The sequence below is a fragment of the Streptomyces sp. CB09001 genome, assembly GCF_003369795.1.
Lineage (GTDB): Bacteria > Actinomycetota > Actinomycetes > Streptomycetales > Streptomycetaceae > Streptomyces.
The window spans coordinates 394,884-415,594 of the sequence record NZ_CP026730.1; the positions used below are offsets into that span (position 1 = coordinate 394,884).

General features: G+C 73.1%; 21 protein-coding genes. 14 read left to right on the forward strand and 7 right to left on the reverse strand.

Annotated features, from left to right (window positions below; all coding sequences use genetic code 11):
- Positions 1–9 precede the first annotated feature (9 nt).
- The 3 genes from C4J65_RS01955 to C4J65_RS01965 all read left to right on the forward strand — a co-directional run bounded on the left by C4J65_RS01955 (position 10) and on the right by C4J65_RS01965 (position 2,300).
- On the forward strand, positions 10–681 hold the full coding sequence (locus tag C4J65_RS01955) for a phosphatase PAP2 family protein (RefSeq protein ID WP_115740782.1): 672 nt from the start codon (positions 10–12) through the stop codon (positions 679–681).
- Positions 682–764: 83 nt separating this feature from the next.
- A complete protein-coding gene (locus C4J65_RS01960; protein WP_115740783.1) occupies positions 765–1,454 on the forward strand; it encodes an HAD-IA family hydrolase in 690 nt (229 codons plus the stop codon).
- 144 nt (positions 1,455–1,598) lie between these two features.
- Positions 1,599–2,300: a TetR/AcrR family transcriptional regulator gene (locus tag C4J65_RS01965; protein ID WP_115740784.1), complete on the forward strand. Its 702-nt coding sequence runs from the start codon at positions 1,599–1,601 to the stop codon at positions 2,298–2,300.
- On the opposite strand, the gene C4J65_RS01970 is transcribed toward C4J65_RS01965, so the two are convergent.
- A complete protein-coding gene (locus C4J65_RS01970; RefSeq protein WP_115740785.1) occupies positions 2,288–3,790 on the reverse strand; it encodes a hypothetical protein in 1,503 nt (500 codons plus the stop codon). The two genes, C4J65_RS01965 and C4J65_RS01970, sit on opposite strands and share 13 nt — an antisense overlap.
- Before the next feature lie 209 nt (positions 3,791–3,999).
- Between C4J65_RS01970 and C4J65_RS01975 the strand changes: the two genes are divergently transcribed.
- Entirely contained in the window at positions 4,000–4,656 is a 657-nt protein-coding gene (locus C4J65_RS01975) for a DUF305 domain-containing protein (protein WP_115740786.1), read from the forward strand.
- Positions 4,657–4,698: 42 nt separating this feature from the next.
- Here the strand turns inward: C4J65_RS01975 and C4J65_RS01980 are convergent, their stop codons facing one another.
- Positions 4,699–5,154: a DUF6214 family protein gene (locus C4J65_RS01980; protein WP_115740787.1), complete on the reverse strand. Its 456-nt coding sequence runs from the start codon at positions 5,152–5,154 to the stop codon at positions 4,699–4,701.
- 226 nt (positions 5,155–5,380) lie between these two features.
- Positions 5,381–5,743, reverse strand: coding sequence for a helix-turn-helix transcriptional regulator (locus tag C4J65_RS01985; RefSeq protein WP_115740788.1), 363 nt, complete (start codon positions 5,741–5,743; stop codon positions 5,381–5,383).
- 140 nt (positions 5,744–5,883) lie between these two features.
- Between C4J65_RS01985 and C4J65_RS01990 the strand changes: the two genes are divergently transcribed.
- Positions 5,884–6,963 carry an NADH:flavin oxidoreductase/NADH oxidase gene (locus C4J65_RS01990; RefSeq protein WP_115740789.1) on the forward strand — a complete coding sequence of 360 codons (1,080 nt, stop codon included), beginning with the start codon at positions 5,884–5,886 and terminating at the stop codon, positions 6,961–6,963.
- A 197-nt stretch (positions 6,964–7,160) separates the two neighbouring features.
- On the forward strand, positions 7,161–7,967 hold the full coding sequence (locus tag C4J65_RS01995) for a pectate lyase (protein ID WP_115740790.1): 807 nt from the start codon (positions 7,161–7,163) through the stop codon (positions 7,965–7,967).
- Positions 7,968–7,971: 4 nt separating this feature from the next.
- Here the strand turns inward: C4J65_RS01995 and C4J65_RS02000 are convergent, their stop codons facing one another.
- Positions 7,972–8,724, reverse strand: coding sequence for a PaaX family transcriptional regulator C-terminal domain-containing protein (locus tag C4J65_RS02000; RefSeq protein WP_240330611.1), 753 nt, complete (start codon positions 8,722–8,724; stop codon positions 7,972–7,974).
- Positions 8,725–8,826: 102 nt separating this feature from the next.
- Between C4J65_RS02000 and C4J65_RS02005 the strand changes: the two genes are divergently transcribed.
- The 5 genes from C4J65_RS02005 (at position 8,827) to C4J65_RS02025 (ending at position 14,560) form a co-directional block, all read left to right on the forward strand.
- Positions 8,827–10,530 carry a DNA alkylation response protein gene (locus C4J65_RS02005; protein ID WP_115740792.1) on the forward strand — a complete coding sequence of 568 codons (1,704 nt, stop codon included), beginning with the start codon at positions 8,827–8,829 and terminating at the stop codon, positions 10,528–10,530.
- 79 nt (positions 10,531–10,609) lie between these two features.
- Positions 10,610–11,764, forward strand: a complete 1,155-nt coding sequence (locus C4J65_RS02010) for an exo-alpha-sialidase (protein WP_115740793.1) — start codon at positions 10,610–10,612, stop codon at positions 11,762–11,764.
- 70 nt (positions 11,765–11,834) lie between these two features.
- Positions 11,835–12,512, forward strand: coding sequence for a uracil-DNA glycosylase (locus C4J65_RS02015; RefSeq protein ID WP_115740794.1), 678 nt, complete (start codon positions 11,835–11,837; stop codon positions 12,510–12,512).
- Positions 12,509–13,495 (forward strand): BadF/BadG/BcrA/BcrD ATPase family protein, encoded by a 987-nt coding sequence (locus tag C4J65_RS02020; RefSeq protein WP_115740795.1) that lies wholly within the window; start codon positions 12,509–12,511, stop codon positions 13,493–13,495. Before C4J65_RS02015 ends, C4J65_RS02020 begins: the two co-directional genes overlap by 4 nt.
- A 138-nt stretch (positions 13,496–13,633) precedes the next feature.
- A complete protein-coding gene (locus C4J65_RS02025; RefSeq protein ID WP_115740796.1) occupies positions 13,634–14,560 on the forward strand; it encodes a hypothetical protein in 927 nt (308 codons plus the stop codon).
- 267 nt (positions 14,561–14,827) lie between these two features.
- On the opposite strand, the gene C4J65_RS02030 is transcribed toward C4J65_RS02025, so the two are convergent.
- Both C4J65_RS02030 and C4J65_RS02035 read right to left on the reverse strand, forming a co-directional pair.
- Positions 14,828–15,865: a lactonase family protein gene (locus C4J65_RS02030; protein ID WP_115740797.1), complete on the reverse strand. Its 1,038-nt coding sequence runs from the start codon at positions 15,863–15,865 to the stop codon at positions 14,828–14,830.
- A 135-nt stretch (positions 15,866–16,000) separates the two neighbouring features.
- The gene (locus C4J65_RS02035; protein WP_115740798.1) at positions 16,001–17,491 is read right to left on the reverse strand and encodes an FUSC family protein; all 1,491 of its coding nucleotides are present in this window, start codon (positions 17,489–17,491) and stop codon (positions 16,001–16,003) included.
- A gap of 217 nt (positions 17,492–17,708) precedes the next feature.
- On the opposite strand from C4J65_RS02035, the gene C4J65_RS02040 reads away from it, so the two are divergent.
- The 3 genes from C4J65_RS02040 (at position 17,709) to C4J65_RS02050 (ending at position 19,732) form a co-directional block, all read left to right on the forward strand.
- Positions 17,709–18,185, forward strand: a complete 477-nt coding sequence (locus tag C4J65_RS02040; protein ID WP_115740799.1) for an Lrp/AsnC family transcriptional regulator — start codon at positions 17,709–17,711, stop codon at positions 18,183–18,185.
- 29 nt (positions 18,186–18,214) lie between these two features.
- Positions 18,215–18,928, forward strand: coding sequence for an HAD family phosphatase (locus C4J65_RS02045; RefSeq protein WP_162833529.1), 714 nt, complete (start codon positions 18,215–18,217; stop codon positions 18,926–18,928).
- Between the two features lie 63 nt (positions 18,929–18,991).
- The gene (locus C4J65_RS02050) at positions 18,992–19,732 is read left to right on the forward strand and encodes a DUF4142 domain-containing protein (RefSeq protein WP_115740800.1); all 741 of its coding nucleotides are present in this window, start codon (positions 18,992–18,994) and stop codon (positions 19,730–19,732) included.
- A gap of 97 nt (positions 19,733–19,829) precedes the next feature.
- On the opposite strand, the gene C4J65_RS02055 is transcribed toward C4J65_RS02050, so the two are convergent.
- Positions 19,830–20,666, reverse strand: coding sequence for a LysR substrate-binding domain-containing protein (locus C4J65_RS02055; RefSeq protein WP_115740801.1), 837 nt, complete (start codon positions 20,664–20,666; stop codon positions 19,830–19,832).
- Positions 20,667–20,711: the final 45 nt, after the last annotated feature.

Below are 20,711 nucleotides of genomic sequence, written 5' to 3' on the forward strand. Positions count from 1 at the left end.
GATCGCGGCATGCAGACGCCGCCGGTCGACTCCCCGCCCGCCCCGCCGCAGCCACGCACCGCCCTCCGCGTCACCTGGGTACTGACCGTGTGCTCCGCGCTCCTGCTCTCCCTGGTGGCCGTCGAATGGCGCCCGTTGGTGCGGCTGGACGAGGACATCGCCGGCACGACCCACCGCTGGGCCGTCGAGGAAGGCGGCCTCACACACGTCATGCGGATCCTCACCGACTGGGTGTGGGACACCTGGACGATGCGCCTGCTGTGTGCGGTGGTGGTGCTGTGGCTGTGGTGGCGCCGGGCGGACCGGTGGACGGCGGTCTGGCTGGGAGCGACCTGTCTGCTGGGCAGCCTGCTGCAACAGGCCCTCAAGGCGGCGGTGGACCGCCCCCGCCCGGTCTGGTCCGACCCCGTGGACTCCGCGCACTACGCGGCCTTCCCCTCCGGGCACGCCATGACCGCGACGTTCGTGTGCGGCCTGCTGGTGTGGCTGCTCCACCACTACGACGCCGGGCGCGCCCTGCGCCGTACCGGCCTGGCCGTCGCCGTGGTCTCCGTGGCGGGGGTCGGCGTCACCCGGGTGTGGCTCGGCGTCCACTGGGCCACGGACGTGCTCGGCGGCTGGCTCCTGGGGGGCCTGGTCGTGGCGCTCGCGGTGCTGGTGCACCGGCGCCTGCATCCGTGAGCGGAGCGGCGATCCGCCGGGTCGGCCCCGCCCGCACCGCGACGTCGCCCCCGTCGCGTCCTTCGCCCCCTAGGATCCGGCCCATGACCGCCGTTCTGTTCGACTTCTCCGGAACCCTGTTCCGCATCGAATCCACCGAAGCCTGGCTGCGCGCGGCCCTCGACGGTGCCGGGCTGGAGCTGGCCGCACCGGAGCTGGCCGAGAAGGCCGAGGCTCTCGAGCGGGTGGGAGCGCTGCCCGGCGGGGCCCCGCCGCTGCGGATCCCGGAGGAACTCGCCGAGGTGTGGGAGGCCCGCGACGACAGCTCCGCGCTGCACCGGGCCGCGTACACCGGGCTCTCCCGTCAGGTGCCGCTGCCGGACCCGGACCTGCACGACGTGCTGTACGAGCGGCACATGGCGCCGGACGCGTGGCGTCCCTACACCGACGCCACCGAGGTGCTGAGCGCGTTGCGCGGGCGCGGAGTCGCCGTGGGGGTGGTCAGCAACATCGGCTGGGACCTGCGGCCGGTCTTCCGCGCACACGGCCTCGACCGGTACGTGGACACGTACGTCCTCTCCTACGAGCACGGCATCCGCAAGCCCGACGCCCGGCTGTTCGGCGTCGCCTGCGCGGCGCTGGGCGTGGAGCCGGAACGCACGCTGATGGTCGGCGACGACCGGAGGGCGGACGGTGGCGCGGCGGCACTCGGGTGCCGGGTGCACTTCGTCGAGCATCTGCCGGTGTCCGAGCGCCCGGCGGGACTGCGGCCGGTGCTGGACCTGGCCACGTAGCCCGAGGCAACCACATGGTGGTTCCGTCCGCCTCGGACGATCCCCCGTGTCGCCCGAGACAGACGGTAGCCGGAGCGGCCCCGGAGGCCTCTCCGTCTGCGCCGAGTATAGTTGGCTGGCAGCCAGTCAACGCAGGAGTACAGCATGTCCCCGCGCAGCGCCTCGGTCAATGAAGAATTGCGGCGGCGCTCGAAGGAGCGTCTCCTGCAGGCAGCCGTGGAGCTGGTGGGCGAGCGCGGGTACGACGCGACCACACTGGGCGACATCGCGGACCGGGCGGGCTCCGCACGGGGGCTGGTCTCGTACTACTTCCCCGGAAAGCGCCAGCTGGTGCAGTCCGCCGTGCACCGGTTGATGCACCGCACCCTGGAGGAGGCCCTGGAGCGCGAGCCGCGCACCGCCGAGGGGCGTGAGCGGCTGGCGCGGGCCATCGACGCGATCCTGGGGCTCGCCCGGGACCGGCCGGTGCTCATGCGCCAGCACATGGCGGGCCTGCTCCAGGCGGAGGTGGGCTTCGTGCCCTGCCCGGAGCAGCGGAGGCTGGCGGAGCTGCTGCGGGACACGGTGGCCCGGCACGGCTCGCGGGACGTCGACCGCGACTACCCGATGCTGCGCGCGCAGCTCATGGGCGCCGTCTTCGCGGCTCTCGTGCCCGGTGTACCGATGCCGGTGCCGGAGCTGCGCGCCGAGTTGTTCGAGCGCTACCGGCTGGACTGGAAGCTGGGTGTCCCGCCGGACGCCGAAGCGCCCGGCGGGACGACGTGCGACCCGGACCTGTCGCGGTTCTTCGCGACCGGTGTACCCGATCCGCAGGACCGGACGGACCGCGGTCCTCAGTCGAAGTAGTCCGGCTGCGTCTGCGTGTTGAGCTCCCGCAGATGGACCCGCTTGGCCGGGTCCGTGCGCCGGTCGCTGAGCTTGAGGACGTCGAAGCCCTTGGCGATGTCGTTCGAGTAGATGTAGCCGTTGTAGTAGTAGGCCGACCAGGAACCGCCGGTGGTCATCGTGTCGGTGGTCAGCGGACCCCGCTCGAAGTAGGCGATCTCCCTGGGCCGCGAGGAGTCGGTGAACTCCCAGACGGAGATGCCGCCCTGGTACCAGGCCTGGACCATGATGTCCTTGCCCTTGACCGGGATCAGCGAGCCGTTGTGGGCCACGCAGTTCTCGGTGTCCGCCTGGTGGCGCGGGATCTTGAAGTAGCTGCGGAAGACCAGCTTGCGGTGGTCGCCCCGGCCGACGATGTCGTAGATGCCGTCGGCGCCGCGGTCCGGGCCGATCTCCGCGTTGCAGGTGGCGGCGCCGCCGCCGCCCAGCTCGTCGGTGAACACCACCTTGTTCGCCTTCTGGTTGAAGGTCGCCGAGTGCCAGAACGCGAAGTTCACGTTGTCCTGGACGCGGTCGATGACCTTCGGGCGCTCGGGGTCCTTGATGGAGAACAGGATGCCGTCGCCCATGCAGGCGCCGGCCGCCAGGTCCTCGGAGGGCAGGACGGTGATGTCGTGGCAGCCGGTGGTCTTGGAGACGCCCGGGTTGGTGGGCCCGCCCGGGTTGCCGCCGCCGTCGGGGCCCTCACCGGGGAAGAGCACGGGGAAGCCCACGAGGGCCGCCCGCTCGGGTGCCTTGCGCGGCACCTTGATCACCGAGATCCCGTCGTGCGGCGGCTTGCAGTCGGGGTAGGCGGCGTTCGGCGAGTACGAGGAGACGTAGATGTAGACGTCCCTGCGCTCGGGCACCAGCGTGTGGGTGTGCGAGCCGCAGGCGGTCTCGACGGCGGCGACGTACTTCGGGTTCCGCTTGTCGCTGATGTCGAAGACCTTCATGCCCTCCCAGGAGGACTTCTCGGTCGCGGGCTGCGTGGTGCTGTTGCAACTGCTGTCGCTGCGCGAGGAGTCGGTCGACAGGAACAGCAGGTCACCGGAGACGGAGATGTCGTTCTGCGAGCCGGGACACAGCACCTGGGCGACGGTCCTCGGCTTCTTCGGGTTCTTGATGTCGAAGATGCGGAAGCCGTCGTAGTTCCCGGCGAAGGCGTACCGGCCCTGGAAGGCCAGGTCCGAGTTGGTGCCGGGCAGTGCGTCCTTGGGGATGTTGGTCAGGTGCTCGATGTTGTCCGAGTGGACGATCTCGTCCTGGCCGGGTATGTCGCCGCTCTCGATGGCGTCGCGCACCTCGGCGCGCGCGCTCTTGGACACCTCCTTCGACGTGGCCGGGCTGTCCCCGGGGTCGGGGGTCGCCACGGCCGGGCCGGCGGTGAGCAGCGCGGACAGGAGTCCGGCGGCGGCAGCCGCGACTCCCAGGCGTCTGCGCCGCGTTCGCGGGTCGTTCAACAGGGTCACTGTTTCCTCCCAACGTCCGTTCCCGTCGGAACGGTTCACGCATCCCGCAGTATCGTCTTCGCCATGCACATACCAACAGGGGGCAACAAACTCGCAATGAAGTTTTTTGATCAGTGACGCGCGGAAGCGTGCTAGGACGGTCATCGCACCCACAAGGTGCTCCCGCCTCCCTCCACCCAGAGGGGCACCCGCAGCCACAGGAGGTCGTTGTGTCCTTTCGCCCCGCGATGTCCCGCGCGTCACTCGTCACGGCCTCGCTGACCGCACTGGCCGTGCTCGGGCTGGGGGCCTGCGACTCGGGATCGGACACCGGTCCGGCTGCCGCCGCCGGGCCCTCGGTGATCGCGCCGGGCAAGCCGGGCGAGGGCAACCGGACCCTGTCCGCCGAGGACGCCGAGAAGCAGCGCGCCGACGACGACTCCCCCAACTCGGCGGACGTCTCCTATGCGCGGATGATGATCCAGCACCACGCCCAGGCGCTGAAGATGACCGAACTGGCGCCGGAACAGGCCGAGTCCGGCCAGGTCAAGAAGCTGGCAGAACGGATCTCGGCCGCGCAGGGACCGGAGATCAAGGCGATGGAGGGCTGGCTCGAGACGCACGGCGAGAAGGTGACGGGCGGCGGTCACGAGCACGCCACGATGCCGGGCATGGCGACCGAGCCACAGCTGAAGAAACTCCGCGCGGCCGAGGGCAAGGCCTTCGACCGGCTCTTCCTCACTCTGATGATCACTCACCACGAGGGGGCGATCAGCATGGCCACGGACGTCAAGTCCGGGGGCAACAACGTGCTGATCGAGGAGATGGCGGACGACGTGGTCGCCCAGCAGACGAGCGAGATCTCACGCATGCGCGCGATGCTGTGACGACGCGGAGGTCCGGTGCCGGGGCGCGCCCGCCGGCGTGTCTCAGCGGCGCGCGCGACGGGGCGCCAGGAACCCCTCGTCGCGCGCCTGGCCGATCAGCCTGAGCGACCTGCGCCTGCTGTGCCCGGTCGCGCGCATCACCGCGAGGACCGGATCACCGCCCTCCGCCCGGGCCGTCCGGTACTCCTGGGCGACCAGCCTGCGCCCCTCCCGCCCGCGCGGCCACGCGGCCCGTGCCCGCCGCGACGCGGCCGGCGCCCCGAGGGCGGGGGCCGCGACGCAGGCCTCGAAGAGCGGACTCTCCAGCCACTCGGCCAGTACGGCCAGGTCGTCGAGGGACAGCGGCGGCCGGGCCCGTACGTCCTCGACCCGCACGTCCGCACCGGACAGCACGGCGAGCGCGTCCACCCGGGCGCCGTCGGCGAAGGTCAGCCGGACGTCGAACCAGGAGGTCGTGGTGGAGCCCTCGCTCACCACCCAGGCGTGCCGCACGGACATCTCACCGTCGTCCGGACAGCGGTCGGAAAGCTGAAGAGAACGATCAACGAAGGACGCTTCGAGCACATACGCAACGTAACCGAATGATCACATTCCATACGAACGGAACACGCTTCGTTCACCGAGTGCGGCACCCTGTCAGCGCAGCGGACCGGGACACGGCCGGCCGGGCGGGACGGCCCCGCGCCGAGACACGGCCGGCCGGGCGGGACGGCCCCGCGCGGCGTCAGCCGCTCGCCACGACGGCGGCCTGGCGGGCGGCCGCGGCCAGCAGGGCGTCGAGCAGCCCGGGAAAGAGGCTGTCCAGGTCGTCCCTGCGCAGGCCGTTCATCTTGGCCGTCCCCCGGTAGGTCTGCCGGATCACCCCGCTCTCGCGCAGCACCCGGAAGTGGTACGTGGTGGTGGACTTGGTGACCGGCAGGTCGAAGTGCGAGCAGGAGAAGAGTGCGCCGCTGTCGGCGGCGAGGTCCCGCACGATCCGCAGCCGCACCGGGTCGGCGAGCGCGTGCAGCACTCCCTCCAGCCGGATCTCCCCGCGCGTCGGGTGCGGCAGCTCGCGGGTGCCGGCGGCAGTGGCGGCGGCGGTCACGGCGACTCCAGTTCGTCGGGGGCCCACCGGTCAGGAGGGGTTCCCCATTGTACGAAGGACGCCGTAGTTTGACACTCGACGTACTACGAGAGTTACCGTACGAGCCGCCCCGACCCGCCGCGACCCAGGAGCAGCCCGCCATGAGCGCCCTCTTCGAGCCCTTCCGGCTCCGTGACACCACGATCCCGAACCGGATCTGGATGCCGCCGATGTGCCAGTACTCCGCGGCGCCGGAAGGCCCGTCGGCGGGCGTGCCCGGTGACTGGCACTTCGCGCACTACGGCGCCCGCGCGGCGGGAGGCACCGGCCTGATCGTCGTGGAGGCCACCGGCGTGTCGCCCGAGGGCCGCATCTCCCCGCAGGACCTCGGACTGTGGAACGACACCCAGGTCGAGGCGTTCCGCCGGATCACGGGCTTCCTGCGCTCACAGGGCACGGTTCCGGCGGTCCAGCTGGCCCACGCGGGCCGCAAGGCGTCGACCGCGCAGCCCTGGAAGGGCGGGGCACCGGTGGGGGCGGACGCGTACGGCTGGCAGCCGGTGGCCCCGAGCGCGCTCGCGTTCGACGAACGGCACCCGGTACCGACCGAGCTGACGGCCCCGCAGATCCAGGAAGTCGTCGGCCGGTTCGCGGACGCCGCACGCCGGGCGCTGGCCGCCGGTTTCGAGATCGCCGAGATCCACGGCGCCCACGGCTACCTGATCCACGAGTTCCTGTCGCCGTACTCCAACCGCCGCACCGACGCCTACGGCGGCTCGTACGAGAACCGCACCCGGTTCGCCCTGGAGGTCGTGGACGCGGTACGGGAAGTCTGGCCCGACGACAAGCCGCTGTTCTTCCGCGTCTCGGCGACCGACTGGCTGGAGGAGGACGGCTGGACGCCGGAGGACACCGTCCGCTTCGCCCGGGACCTCGAGGCACACGGCGTCGACCTGCTCGACGTGTCCACCGGCGGCAACGTCCCGCGCGTCCGGATCCCGACCGGGCCCGGCTACCAGGTCCCGTTCGCCGCGCGCGTGAAGGCCGGGTCCACGCTGCCGGTCGCCGCCGTCGGTCTGATCACCGAGGCCGAGCAGGCCGAGAAGATCCTGGCCAACGGCGAGGCCGACGCGGTGCTGCTGGGCCGCGAGCTGCTGCGCAATCCTTCCTGGGCCCAGCATGCCGCGCGAGAGCTGGGCGTGGACGCCCGGATGCCGGACCAGTACGGCTGGGGCATGTAAGGCGGACCGCCGTCCGAGGCGTTGACTAGAAAGCGCTTACCCTCTACGGTCCGTTCATCAGCATGACCGTCGCGAACGCTGCGGCTCCACGCTTCCCCACAAGTGCGGCCGCGCGTTCGCGATCTCAGTCAGGTTGACGCACGACGTTCACGTACATGTTCCGTTCCACCCCCACTCCCTACGGAAGGGACCAGAACATGACCCCTGTGACACGACCGCGCGCGCGGCGCGCGGTGACCGGCGCGCTGGGCGCACTGGGCTCGCTCGGGCCGGTTGGCATGCTCATGACTTCCGCGGCCCCCTCCGCACAGGCCGCCACCTGGCCGACCCCCAACGGCAGCGAGGGCGTCTCCTCCACCATCCCGGTCTCCGGCACCAAGGACTACGGGATGAAGCGCCTGTACGGCACCGGCGACCTGGGCTCCGACGGCCAGGACGAGGACCAGGGCCCGATCCTCGAACTGGCCCCCGGCGCCGTCCTCAAAAACGTGATCATCGGCGCGCCGGCCGCGGACGGCGTGCACTGCAAGGGCAGTTGCACGCTGCAGAACGTCTGGTGGGAGGACGTCGGCGAGGACGCGGCGACCTTCCGCGGCTCCTCGTCGTCGAACGTCTACACGGTCTCCGGCGGCGGCGCCAAGGAGGCCGGCGACAAGGTGTTCCAGTTCAACGGCGCCGGCACACTGAACGTCTCGGGCTTCGCCGTCAAGAACTTCGGCACCTTCGTCCGGTCCTGCGGAAACTGCTCGACGCAGTACAAGCGGACCATCAACCTCAGCAACATCGAGGTGAGCTGGAAGGGCGGCCGGATCGCCGGGATCAACACCAACTACGGCGACAGCGCGACCCTGCGCGGCATCACGATCGTCGGGGACGGCAGCAAGAAGATCGTCCCGTGCCAGAAGTACATCGGCAACGACGACGGCGACGAGCCGGACTCGAACGGCTCCGGCGCCGACGGCACGTACTGCAGGTACTCCTCGTCCGACATCACCTACAAGTGACGCGTCAGGTCCGGGTGCCGTGCGCCCGGACCTGTCCGGACTGCTCCCGCTGGTAGCGCGCGTAGGCGTCCCGCAGGGCCGTCCCCGGCCAGTCGGGCGGGAGCAGTTCCGCGGGCAGCACCGGGTCGGCGAGCAGGTGGCGCACGACGGCCGCGAAGGCGGTGAGCCGGCCGGCCGGGCGCCGGGCTCGGTCGACCTGGGCGAGCAGCACCCGTGCCGTGTCCGCCCAGGCGTCCAACGGCCACAGACGCGCGGCCAGTTCGCGGGCGGGAGCCTCGGGGCGTGAGACGAGCCGCTCGGCCACCCGGTCCAGAGCCGCGGGCAGCGGGCGGTCCAGGTTGGCGGGGCGCAGCCAGACGCCCTCGCGGAGTTCGGCCAGGCGCAGGGCGGTCAGCCCGGTCCGCAGCTCGGCACGGGCGGCGGGACCGCGCCCGGTCGCGGTGACCACGAGCACCTCCCAGTCGCCCTTCCACGCGCGCGTGTGCGGACGCATCGCCTCGTCCTGGCGCCGCTGGCGCTCCAGCAGCCGCTCGCTGAGCCGGTAGCCGTTGTGCGTGCGGCACAGGTCCCCGGCGGCGGCCATCCGGCTCAGCGCCGCGCGCGCGGTGGAGGCGCCGACGTCGAACCCCGCCACGAGCCGCACCAGGTCCCGCGCCGGCAGCTCCGGCGGGTGGGTGCCGAGCAGCAGGCTCAGGACCACCGACCGCGCGGACAGCGGACGCAGGGCGGGCCCGTCGGCGGCCTCGGAACCGGTCATCCGCGCGCGGGGGTGTCGTTCGTCCACATGGGCACGTACTGTACGTGCGCCCATCGTGTTGCACTATTGCTGCGCTCGTAGGAATGCTGCAACACTCGAGGCATGACGACATTCGCGCAGGAGCCGCCGCACGAGTCCCACGAGCCGTCCGAGGAGCCCTGGGGCCGTCCGGAGGGGTACGCGACGCACGACGTCACCAACCAGCCCCCTCCCCTGGCCCCCTACGACGCGTCCGACGACCCGGCCCTGCTGGAGGGCGTGCGGCGGGAGGGCGCCGGCTGGGCGGAGGACGGCTTGCGGCGGCTGGGCCGCCGGGCGGGCAGCGCCGAGGCGCAGGAGTGGGGCGACCTCGCGAACCGCCACGAGCCCGTGCTGCGCACCCACGACCGGTACGGCAACCGGGTCGACGAGGTCGAGTACCACCCGAGCTGGCACCACCTGATGCGGGTCGCGGTCGGCGAGGGCCTGGCCGGGGCACCGTGGGCGGACGAGCGGCCCGGCGCGCACGTCGCACGGACCGCCGGCGGACTGGTCTGGGGCCACACCGAGGCGGGACACGGGTGCCCGACCTCGATGACGTACGCGGCGGTCCCGGCGCTGCGCGCCCAGCCCGAGCTGGCGAAGGTCTACGAACCGCTGCTGACCTCACGGGAGTACGAACCGGGGCTGCGGACGCCGACGGACAAGCGCGGTCTGCTGGCCGGCATGGGGATGACCGAGAAGCAGGGCGGCTCGGACGTCCGGACGAACAGCACGACGGCCACCGCGACCGCCGAGCCCGGCGTCTACACGCTGCGCGGGCACAAGTGGTTCACTTCGGCGCCCATGTGCGACGTGTTCCTCGTGCTGGCCCAGGCGGCCGGGGGACTGTCCTGCTTCCTGGTGCCCCGCGTGCTGCCCGACGGGACCCGCAACACCTTCCGCATCCAGCGGCTGAAGGACAAGCTCGGCAACCGGTCCAACGCCTCCTCGGAGCCCGAGTTCGACGGGACGGTGGCGTGGCTGGTCGGGCCCGAGGGGCAGGGCGTCAAGACGATCATCGAGATGGTCAACTGCACCCGGCTGGACTGCGTGATGGCCTCGGCGACGCTCATGCGCAAGACCCTCGTCGAGGCCGGTCACCACGTACGGCACCGCACCGCGTTCGGCGCGCGGCTGGTGGACCAGCCGCTGATGCGCAACGTCCTGGCCGACCTCGCGCTGGAGTCCGAGGCCGCGACCACCCTCACCCTGCGGCTGGCCGGCGCGGCCGACCGTGCCGTGCGCGGGGACGAGGGGGAGGCGGCGTTCCGGCGGATCGCCACCGCCGTCGGCAAGTACTGGGTGACCAAGCGCGGGCCCGCCTTCACCGCGGAGGCACTGGAGTGCCTGGGCGGCAACGGCTACGTGGAGGAGTCGGGCATGCCCCGCCACTACCGCGAGGCGCCGCTGCTGTCGATCTGGGAGGGCTCCGGGAACGTGAACGCCCTCGACGTGCTGCGGGCGCTGCGCCGCTCGCCCACCGCCGCGCACGCGCTCTTCGGGGAACTGTCCCTGGCCGGCGGGGCGGACGCCCGGCTGGACGCGGCGGTGGACCGGCTCCGGGCGGGGCTCACCGAGGCGTCCGAGACCGGTGCCCGCCGCCTGGTGGAGCTGATGGCCCTCACCCTCCAGGCCTCCCTCCTGGTCCGGCACGCCCCGCCCGCCGTCGCCGACGCCTTCTGCGCGACCCGGCTCGGCGGCGACTGGGGGCACGCCTTCGGCACGCTTCCGGACACGGCCGACCTCGGCCGGATCCTGGCGCGGGCCCTTCCGGGCGAGGGCTGAGCAGGCGGCCCCCGGAACTCTCCGGACCCGACACCACCGCCCTGACCTGGGCCGACACTCCTTCCGGGGGTGACTGTCAGTGCCTGGGTGCAGACTGGCCCGTGTCCGAGACGAAGGCGTCGACGAAGACGCCGCGGAGGTGATCGGCATGACCGAGGTACTGCTCGCCGTGGGCACCCGCAAGGGCCTGTTCATCGGGCGCCGGCGGGGTGGCACCTGGGAGTTCGACGAGAGTCCCTACTTCAACGCACAGGCGGTCTACTCGGTCGCCCTCGACACCCGCGGCGACACCCCGCGGCTGCTGGCCGGCGGCGACAGCGCGCACTGGGGTCCGTCGGTGTTCCACTCCGACGACCTGGGCCGGACCTGGACCGAACCGGCCGCGCCGGCCGTCAAGTTCCCCAAGGACACCGGCGCCTCCCTGGAGCGGGTGTGGCAGCTGCACCCGGCCGCCGCCGAGCCGGACGTGGTGTACGCGGGCACGGAGCCCGCGGCGCTGTACCGCTCGGAGGACCGCGGTGAGAGCTTCGAGCTGGTCCGCCCGCTGTGGGAGCACCCCACGCGGCCGAAGTGGGTGCCGGGCGGTGGCGGCGAGGGGCTGCACACCGTCCTCACCGACGCGCGCGACCCCAGGTCCGTGACGGTCGCCGTCTCGACCGCGGGCGTCTTCCGCACCTCCGACGGCGGGGCGAGCTGGGCGCCGTCCAACTCCGGCGTCTCCGCCGTCTTCCTGCCGGACCCCGACCCGGAGTTCGGCCAGTGCGTGCACAAGGTCGCGCGCGACGCGGCCGCCCCGGACCGCCTGTACCTCCAGAACCACTGGGGGGTCTACCGCAGCGACGACGCCGGAGCGCACTGGACGGACATCGGCGAGGGCCTGCCCTCCACGTTCGGCTTCGCGGTGGCCGCCCACCCGCACCGCGGCGACACGGCGTACGTCTTCCCGATCAACGCGGACGCCGACCGGGTGCCCGCGGACCACCGCTGCCGGGTCTTCCGCACGGCGGACGCGGGCAAGAGCTGGGAGCCGCTCTCGGCGGGCCTGCCCCAGGAGGACCACTACGGCACGGTGCTGCGCGACGCGCTGTCCACGGACGACGCGGAGCAGGCGGGCGTGTACTTCGGCAACCGCAACGGCGAGGTGTTCGCGTCGGCCGACGACGGCGACAGCTGGCGGCAGTTGGCCTCCCACCTGCCGGACGTGCTGTGCGTGCGGGCCGCGGTCGTCGCGTGAACCGGACCGGGGGGACCGGCCTTGGCCACCGGTTGATCGGCGTCACCCGTACGGCAGTAGGGTGACGCCCGTGGCACCACGACCCTTGAATGAAATCGTCGAAGCGGGCTGGGCGAAGGCCCTGGAACCCGTCGCCGGACGGATCACCTCGATGGGTGAGTTCCTGCGCGCGGAGATCGCCGCCGGACGCACCTACCTCCCGGCGGGGGCGAACGTCCTGCGGGCCTTCCAGCAGCCCTTCGACGATGTCCGGGTCCTGATCGTCGGACAGGATCCCTACCCCACTCCGGGGCACGCCGTCGGACTGTCGTTCTCCGTCGCGCCCGAGGTACGCCCGCTGCCCGGCAGCCTCGTCAACATCTTCCGGGAGCTGAACACCGACCTGAGTCTTCCGCAGCCCTCCAACGGGGATCTGACGCCCTGGACACAGCAGGGCGTGCTGCTGCTCAACAGGGCGCTCACCACGGCCCCGCGCAAGCCCGCGGCCCACCGCGGCAAGGGCTGGGAGGAGGTCACCGAGCAGGCGATACGGGCACTGGCGGCGCGCGGCAAGCCGATGGTGTCCATCCTCTGGGGCCGCGACGCCCGCAATCTGCGGCCACTGCTCGGCGATCTGCCGGCCGTGGAGTCCGCACACCCGTCCCCCATGTCGGCCGACCGGGGCTTCTTCGGCTCCCGTCCGTTCAGCCGGGCCAACGACCTGCTGATGCGCCTGGGAGGTCAGCCGGTCGACTGGCGCCTGCCGTGAGCACCGGCTTCCTGGCCGTGGACTCGGGCGGCTCGGGGCTGCGCGTCGTCGTCGGCGCCGTCGGCGACCGCGGCGGCGGACCCGGCCCGCTCGGTCGGCGGGTCTCGCGGGAGCCCGTCCGCACCGGCGCGCGCGGGATCGACCCCGAGCACCTCCTGGCGCAACTGCTGCCCATGGCCAGGGCGTTGACCGCCGAAAGCGGCGTCTCCCGGCTCGACACCGTCGTCGTCGGGGCCGCCGGACTGGCCACGCTGGGCGACGCACTGCGCGCCGAACTGCCGGGCGCGCTGGCCCGGGAGCTGGGCGTACGGACGGTCGCCCTGGCCGCCGACGCCGTCACCGCGTACGTGGGCGCGCTGGGTGCGCGGGCCGGCTCGGTGGTGGCCGCCGGTACCGGCCTGATCGCGGTCGGCACCGACCTGACCCGCTGGCGCCGGGCGGACGGCTGGGGACATCTGCTGGGCGACTGCGGCGGCGGGGCCTGGATCGGGCGGGCCGGTCTCGAGGCGGCGCTGCGCGCCCATGACGGGCGGGAGGGCGGCTCCGCGCCGCTGCTGGCCCGCGCCGAGGCGCGTTTCGGCCCGGCGGCGGGGCTGCCCGGGCAGGTGTATCCGCGGTCCGACCGTCCGGCCGTCCTGGCCTCCTTCGCGCCGGAGGTGGCGGCGTGTGCCGGCACCGACCCCGTCGCGGCGCAGATCCTCGGGACCGCCGCCCGGCACCTGGCCGACTCGGCCGCCGCGGTCTGTCCGGCCGGCGGTGAGCCCCTCGTCGCCGTCACCGGCGGGCTGACGCGGCTGGGCGATCCGCTCCTCGTACCGCTGGGCGAGGAGCTGGCGCAAAGGCTGCCGCAGGCGCGGTGGACGGCCGCCGAAGGTGATCCGCTGGACGGCTCGGTCCGGGTCGCGACCGACCTGGCGACCGCTTCGTTCACGCTTCCGAGTGACGACGGGATGCTGTCGGTGACGACCGTGCCGGACGGCTGAGAACCGGTCCGCCGACGAGGTGAATCATGCCGATGTCAGCCGATCCGTACATCACTCAACAGACAAAACAGGACGGATACCGCTCACCCGCACCCTCCCCGAACAGGGAAACCCCGGAAACCAGTAACATGCGGCGCCATGAGCTCCCCCACTGGGCCCGCGTCCGGCCTGCCAGTACGAATGCCGCGCCCCCGCCAGCCCGGACGGCACCGCCGTCCCGAACCCCTGGTGGCTCCCGAGGGCGCGCCGGCGCTCGTCCTCGCGGTGCCGGGGACGCCCAGTAGCGCCACCCGGGGCCTCGCCGACGAGGTCATCAGCATCGCCCGTTCCGAGCTGCCCGGGCTCGACGCCCGGATCGGCCACCTCGACGGGGACGACGACGCCGAGTTCCCCTCGGTGACCACCGTGCTCGTCCGGGCCGCCGAGGAGCGCACCGCCCGCTTCGAGCAGGCGCGCGCCGCCGGACTCGACGTGAAGGAGCCGGACGGCCCCGTCGCGGTCGTCGTGCCGCTGCTCGCCGGGCCGGACAACGCGCTGCTGCGCCGGATCCGGCAGGCCGTGATGGACAGCAAGATCGCGGCCGAGCTGACCGATGTTCTCGGACCGCACCCGCTGCTGGCCGAGGCCCTGCACGTGCGGCTCTCCGAGGCCGGTCTCGCCCGCGCCGACCGCGCCCGTCTGTTCACCGTGGCGACCGCCGCGGACGGCATCATCCTCGCCTCCGTCGGCGGTGACGAGGCCGTCCAGGCGGCCGGGATCACCGGCATGCTGCTCGCCGCGCGGCTCGCCGTGCCGGTGATCGCGGCGGCGCTGGACGAGGAGGGCTCGATCGCCTCCGTCGCCGAGCAGCTGCGCTCCTCGGGCTCCCAGCAGCTGGCGCTCGCGCCGTATCTGATCGGCCCGGAGATCGAGGCGTCCGTGCTGGAGGAGGCGGCCAAGGAGGCGGCCTGCTCCACCGCCGAGCCGCTCGGCCCCTACCCGGCGATCGGCAAGCTGGCGCTGGCCAAGTACACGACGGCGCTGGGCATCTCGCCGCAGCCGGCGCAGGGGGCGCCGGTTCGGTGAGGGGCGCGTGCGCCTGCGCATTTTGGCGTGTGTGAAGGGGCCCGCTCCGGGTGAGGAGCGGGCCCCTTCGGCGTGGCCGTGGGGTACGGAGCCGTGGGTCGGGATCGCGTCCGGCGTGGGTGCGGGCGGGGGTGGGTCGTGTTGCCCGGCGCCGGCGGGGCGCCTCCCCCACTCGCGGCTTCGCTCGAGCGGGAGGTGCCCCACCGCCCACCCGTGCCGCCCCAGCGGCACGACCGCCCGCAGCTGGGGTCACTCGGCCGTTTGCGGCTAGGGGGCGAAGATCACGCAGGAGGCTGCCGGGACCGCGAGGGAGCCGGTGCGGCGGGGGACGCCGGTGGTCGGGTCCAGGGCGAACCAGGTCACGTCTCCCGAGCGCTCGTTGGCCGCGTACAGGAAGCCGTCCGCCACGGAGATGTCGCGGGGCCAGTGCCCGCCGCAGGGCACGGTGGCGGACAGCCGCAGTCCGTCCGGCTCCACGGCGAGCACGGACAGGACGTCCTCCCCGCGGGTGGCGGTCCACACGAAGCGGCCGTCGGGCGAGACGACGACGCCGGACGGGTAGGCGTCGCCCGCCGGGGCGCCCGGCAGCACCGGCACCTCGGTGAGGGGCTTGAGCGAGCCGTCGGCGGCGTCCCAGTGGCAGACGGTGACGGTGGGCGCCAGTTCGTTGAGGACGTAGGCGTGCGAGCCGTCCGGATGGAAGGCCAGGTGCCGCGGCCCCGACCCCGGCCGCAGCGCGATCTCGCGGTGCACGGCGGGGGCACCGTCCGCGAGGGTGCAGACCCGCACGGAGTCGGTGCCGAGGTCCACGCTGACGGCCCACCGCCCGCTGGTGTCGGGCCGCACCTGGTGGGCGTGCGGTCCCTGCTGCCGCTGGGCGTGCGGGCCGGAGCCGGTGTGCCGCAGCACGCCGGACGCGGAGCGGGCGAGGGTGCCATCGGCGCGGACCGGGACGGCGGTGACGGTGCCGGAGCCGTAGTTGGCGGTCAGCACGTGCCCGGCGTACAGGCTGAGGTGGGTCGGTCCGTCGCCCTCGACGGGCACCGGCCGTCCGGTGGGCTCGGGCCTGTCCCCGTTCACCCGGTAGGCGGCCACCGCACCCTCGGCCGTCTCGCTGACGGCGTAGAGCGTGTCCCCGTCGGGCGCCAGGGCCAGGTAGGAGGGGTCGGCGAGCCCGTCCGTGCCGCTCACGACCGTGAGGGCGCCGCTGTCGGGGGCGACGGTCGCCGTCAGGATGCCGGGGCCGCCGGCCGCCGTGAACGACCCGATGTATGCCCGCCGCTGCCGCCTGCCGCCGTCCGTCACCGCTGCCCCTCTCGTCCCGCTTCGCCCTCGGTCGCCTGGAGCGCCACCCTGATCGTCCGCCCCGGAGCGACGGTAGCAGTCGATCACTGGCGGTCTAGACCAAACGGGTGTCGCAGGGGCGTCGGGCGGCCCGGGTCAGGCGCCGGCCAGACGTGAACCCGAGGGGCTGCGCAGGGGCGCGGCGAGTTCGGCGAGGGCGTGTTCCAGGTCGTGGAGGTGGGCCAGCGCGGGTTCGGCGGCACGCGGGTGGCCCGCGCGGGCCGGGACGGCGCCCCCGCCGGTGAGCGCCTCGACCGCCGCCTCGACACGCCAGCAGGCGGCGGCCAGCCGGGCGTCGTGCGAGGCTTCGGGGTCGGCGGCCACGGCGACCAGGCCGCGGATCTCCCGGGCGCAGTCGTCGAGCAGGTCCAGGACCCGTCGCGCCCGCCGCCTACGGCCGTACATGGGGCTCAGCGGGTGCACGAGCGGGGCGACCGACAGCCGTACCCGGCCCAGCAGCTGTTCCAGTTCCGCCACGCGTGGCGCCGGGTCGGCACCCTCGGTCCCGGCGAGGCGGGCTGCGGCCTCAGCGGTGCAGGCGTGCACGCAGCGCAGGGCGCGCTGGATCCAGACGTCGGTGACGGCGTGCGTGGTGACCGGCAGGACGAAGAGCACGGCGAGCGCGGCGCCGAGCGCGCCCACGCCGGTCTCGGCGATCCGCAGGGCGAGCAGGCCGGGGCCGAGAACGCCCAGGAGGCCGTAGAGCAGCTCGGCGAGAAGGGTCACGCAGAGCATCATCCAGGTGTAGGAGACCGCGGCGGTGTAGAAGATGCCGAAGACGCAGGCGGCGGCGAGTACGGCGGTGGGCACCGGCGCTCCGGCCACCGGCACGGCGATCAGGAAGCCCAGCCCGATGCCGACGACCGTGCCGAGGACCCGGCGGAAGCCGCGTACCAGCGTCTCACCGCGCGAGGTGGTGTTGACGAACACCCACCAGGTGGCGCCGACGGCCCAGTACCAGCGGTCCCCGGACACCAGCTGGCCCACGACCAGGGCGAAACCGGCGCCCGCGGTCGCCTGCACGGCCTGCCGGGTGGTGATGCGGGCCAGTCCGGTGCCGGCGGGCGGCGCGGGGACGGCGGGCGCGGGCCGGCGACGCTCGTAGCACCACAGTCCGAACCGCACCGCCGCGGCGGTGGCCACGGACAGCAGGACGGCGGCGAACATCTCGGGCAGCCGGTCCGTGGTGGCGTGCAGGAACTGGGCGATGAAGAAGGTCATGAAGGCGAAGACGCCGAGGCTGTGCCCGCGCGGGCCCCAGCGACGCGCGTACACGCCGGCGCCGACGACGGCGAGGAAGGTGAGATCCCGGGCCACCGGGAGGTCGTGCAGCGCGGCGGCTGCGGTGAGCACGGGCAGCCCGGCGACCGGCAGCAGCGCGGTGGTGAAGGCCTGACCGCGCACGGTGGCGTCGGTGACGGTGAAGAGCGCGAGCAGGGCGGCGAGGCCCCCGATGATCGCGCCGATCAGGGACGTACCGGCCAGCCCGCACACCACGACGGCCAGCCCGATGCCGAGGACGGCCCGGGCGGCGAACCGCAGCCGGGACCGTCCCGGGTCCGGGCTCACGAACACCTTCTTCAGCACTGATTACCGCCCCCTCGCTCGCTCACGCCACCGGCCCGGAAGTCACCACACGCAAAAGGCGCCGCGGGGTCCGCAGCGCCATCGACACGTCTATAGGAGCATCCCGGACGCCAGTGGCTCAACAGGCTGCCGCCGGAATGGGCCATTGGTACTGTGATCACGGCATGCCTGCGGCCACCGGAGAGCCAATGGCCGACTGAAGGGGGCCGGACCCGCGATGGCCGTCGACGAACTCGACACCCGCATCCTGCGGCTGCTGCTCGAGCAGCCGCGCACCAGCGTGCGCGAGTACGCACGCCTCCTCGGGATCGCCCGCGGCACCCTCCAGGCCCGCCTCGACCGCCTGGAGCGGGACGGCGTGATCACCGCTACCGCTCCGTCCCTCTCCCCCGCCGCCCTGGGCCACCCGGTGCTCGCGTTCGTGCACATCGAGGTCACCCAGGGCCGTCTGGACGAGGTGGGCGAGGCGCTGGCGGCCGTGCCGGAGATCGTCGAGGCCTTCTCCATCACGGGTGGCGGGGACCTGCTGACCCGTGTCGTGGCCCGCGACAACGCGCACCTGGAGGACGTGGTGCAGAAGCTGATCAGCCTGCCCGGCGTGGTCCGCACCCGCAGCGAGGTGGCGCTGCGCGAGCGGGTGCCGCACCGGCTGCTGCCCCTGGTGGAGGCGATCGGGCGCTCGGCGCGCAGGTGATCCTTGGCATCCTGGACGCCATGAGCACCATGAACCCGCTGGGCGGCATCTCGGTCATCTTCGATCTCGACGGAACGCTCGTGGACAGCGAGCCGAACTACTACGAAGCGGGCCGTCGCACCCTCGCCGAGTACGGCGTCCCGGACTTCACCTGGGCCGACCACGAGGCGTACGTGGGCATCAGCACCCAGGAGACGGTCACCGACTGGAAGCGGCGGTACGGGCTGCGGGCCACGGTCGAGGAACTGCTCGCCGTGAAGAACCGGCACTATCTCGGGCTCGCCCGCACGTCGGCCCGCGCGTATCCCGAGATGCGGAAGTTCGTCGAGCTGCTGGCGGGCGAGGGTGTACCGATGGCGGTGGCGTCGGGTTCGTCTCCCGGGGCCATCGCGACGATCCTGGCGCGCACCGGCCTGGACGCACACCTGCGCACGGTCGTCTCGGCCGACGAGGTGGCGCGGGGCAAGCCCGCCCCCGACGTCTTCCTGGAGGCCGCCCGCCGGCTCGGCGCGGAACCGGCCCGCTGCGTGGTGCTGGAGGATGCCGCTCCCGGTGCCGCCGCCGCGCACGCGGCCGGGATGCGCTGCATCGCGATCCCGTACGTCGCGGGGCAGGCCGACGCGCCGGAGTTCGCCACCGCGGAACTGCTGGTGCGCGGTGGTCAGGAGGAGTTCACCGCGCGGGCGGCGCACGACTGGCTGCGGACCGACGGAAACATTATGAGCAACTGCTCGAAACGGTGATCAGACCGCCTCTCGTATCCGTATCCCCTGGTGTCCGAGCCTGTCTTCGCCCCAGGAGGCACGATGCGCATCACGCGCACCACGGCAGGGACCGCCTTCGTGGCCGGTGCCCTGGTCCTCACCCTCACCGCCCTCGCCTACCCGGCCATGCTCGGGGTACAGAACGCGGGCAGTGACCAGGCCCGGGTCGTCACCAACACGCGGTACGGGCCGCTCACCGAGCAGGACCGGGACTTCGTGGTGAAGGTGCGTGCGGCGGGGCTGTGGGAGCACCCGCTGGGTCTGATGGCCATGGAGCGGGGGACGACACCGGAGATGAGGGAGGCCGGTGAGCACCTGGTCGTCGGTCACTCCCGGCTGGACGCCACCTGCCGCAGGATCGCACCGGAGCTGGGTATCACCCTGCCCAACCTGGCCTCACCGCAGCAGCAGCAGTTCGTCTCGACCGTGAACGGGACGACGGGCAAGCAGTTCGACACCACCGCGGTCAACATCATGCGGATCACGCACGGCCAGATCTTCCCGGCCATCGCCAACATCCGCGCCAACACCAAGAACTCCCTGGTGCGGCAGCTCGCCGACCAGGCCAACGACACCGTACTCGACCACATCACCGTGCTGGAGAAGACCGGGCTGGTCAACTTCGACCAGGTCAACTTCCAGCAGACCGCACCTCCGAACCTGCCGAAGGCGCAGCTCACGCCGCCCGCCCCGCAGCCCGGCGAGCCGGTGCTCTCGCTCACCTCGCCGCCCGGGCTCGAGGTCAACACCTCCGCGCCGACGCCCAGTCCGACGGTCCGCTGACGCGCCGGGGCCGACGGGTCGGCCCACGCACCGGGGGCCGACGGGTCGGCCGTGGCCGGTATGCCGAGGGCCGGCGGTCACCGGTCTGCCGACGGGGTCAGCGCTGGCGCGGCCTGCCGCCGCGTCCGCCACCCTTGCCCTTGCCGCCGCTCGCGCCCCGGTGGCCGCCACCGGTGCCGCGCCGGGCGCTCCCGGTCTGCTTCCCGCCGGTCCTGCCGCCCGCGGCTCCGCCCGTCCTGCCGCCCGTCTTCCCCGCCGCCGGTTTGCGACGCGCGGAGGCCGTCGCTTCCGCGCGTCCGTCTTTGGAGCGCGCCGGTTCCGGCTGCCGGCCCCGCGTGCTGTTGACGGTCCGGCCCCGGACGATGCCGATGAAGTCCTCGACGCGGTCCGTGTGCGCGTCCTCGGGCCAGGACAGGGCCACGCTCGACTCCGGGGCGTCCGTGACCGTGCGGTACGTGAGGTCCTTGCGGTGGTGCAGGCGGGCCAGCGACAGCGGCACGAGCAGCACGCCGATCCCGGCCGCCACCAGTTCGACGGCGTCCGCGGTGGTGGCCGGGCGCTCGAGGGCGGGCCTGCCGGGCGGCCGCTCCCAGTCGAGCACGTCGTCCAGGGGGTGCAGCACGACCTCGTCGGCGAGGTCCCCGACGGTCACCTCCTCGGCCGCGGTGACGAGATGGTCCCTGGGGATCAGCACGACCGTGGTCTCGGTGTAGAGGGGGATGGCGCTGAGCGCCGTACGGTCGACGGGCAGGCGTACGAGCCCGGCGTCGGCGTCGCCGCCCAGCAGCACGCCGGCCGCATCGGCGGCGGGGACCTGGGTCAGGGCGAGGGGGACCTCCGGCAGCCGCTCGTTCCAGATGCGCACCCACTTGTCGGGCGTCACCCCCGGGACGTACGCGAGCCGGAACGAGGGGGGAGCTTCCGAGCCTGTCACCCGGCCAGGTTACCGGGCGTGGTCGGGAGCCACTCACACGATCGA

Excerpts from the sequence above, each read along its gene's own strand:
- C4J65_RS02005 (WP_115740792.1), top strand. The coding sequence starts at position 8,827 with ATGACGACATTCGCGCAGGAGCCGCCGCACGAGTCCCACGAGCCGTCC.
- C4J65_RS02050 (WP_115740800.1), top strand. The coding sequence starts at position 18,992 with ATGCGCATCACGCGCACCACGGCAGGGACCGCCTTCGTGGCCGGTGCC.
- C4J65_RS01955 (WP_115740782.1), top strand. The coding sequence starts at position 10 with ATGCAGACGCCGCCGGTCGACTCCCCGCCCGCCCCGCCGCAGCCACGC.
- C4J65_RS01965 (WP_115740784.1), top strand. The coding sequence starts at position 1,599 with ATGTCCCCGCGCAGCGCCTCGGTCAATGAAGAATTGCGGCGGCGCTCG.
- C4J65_RS02040 (WP_115740799.1), top strand. The coding sequence starts at position 17,709 with ATGGCCGTCGACGAACTCGACACCCGCATCCTGCGGCTGCTGCTCGAG.
- C4J65_RS02000 (WP_240330611.1), bottom strand. The coding sequence starts at position 8,724 with ATGACCGGTTCCGAGGCCGCCGACGGGCCCGCCCTGCGTCCGCTGTCC.
- C4J65_RS02025 (WP_115740796.1), top strand. The coding sequence starts at position 13,634 with ATGAGCTCCCCCACTGGGCCCGCGTCCGGCCTGCCAGTACGAATGCCG.
- C4J65_RS02045 (WP_162833529.1), top strand. The coding sequence starts at position 18,215 with ATGAACCCGCTGGGCGGCATCTCGGTCATCTTCGATCTCGACGGAACG.
- C4J65_RS01990 (WP_115740789.1), top strand. The coding sequence starts at position 5,884 with ATGAGCGCCCTCTTCGAGCCCTTCCGGCTCCGTGACACCACGATCCCG.
- C4J65_RS01980 (WP_115740787.1), bottom strand. The coding sequence starts at position 5,154 with ATGTCCGTGCGGCACGCCTGGGTGGTGAGCGAGGGCTCCACCACGACC.
- C4J65_RS01995 (WP_115740790.1), top strand. The coding sequence starts at position 7,161 with ATGACCCCTGTGACACGACCGCGCGCGCGGCGCGCGGTGACCGGCGCG.
- C4J65_RS01960 (WP_115740783.1), top strand. The coding sequence starts at position 765 with ATGACCGCCGTTCTGTTCGACTTCTCCGGAACCCTGTTCCGCATCGAA.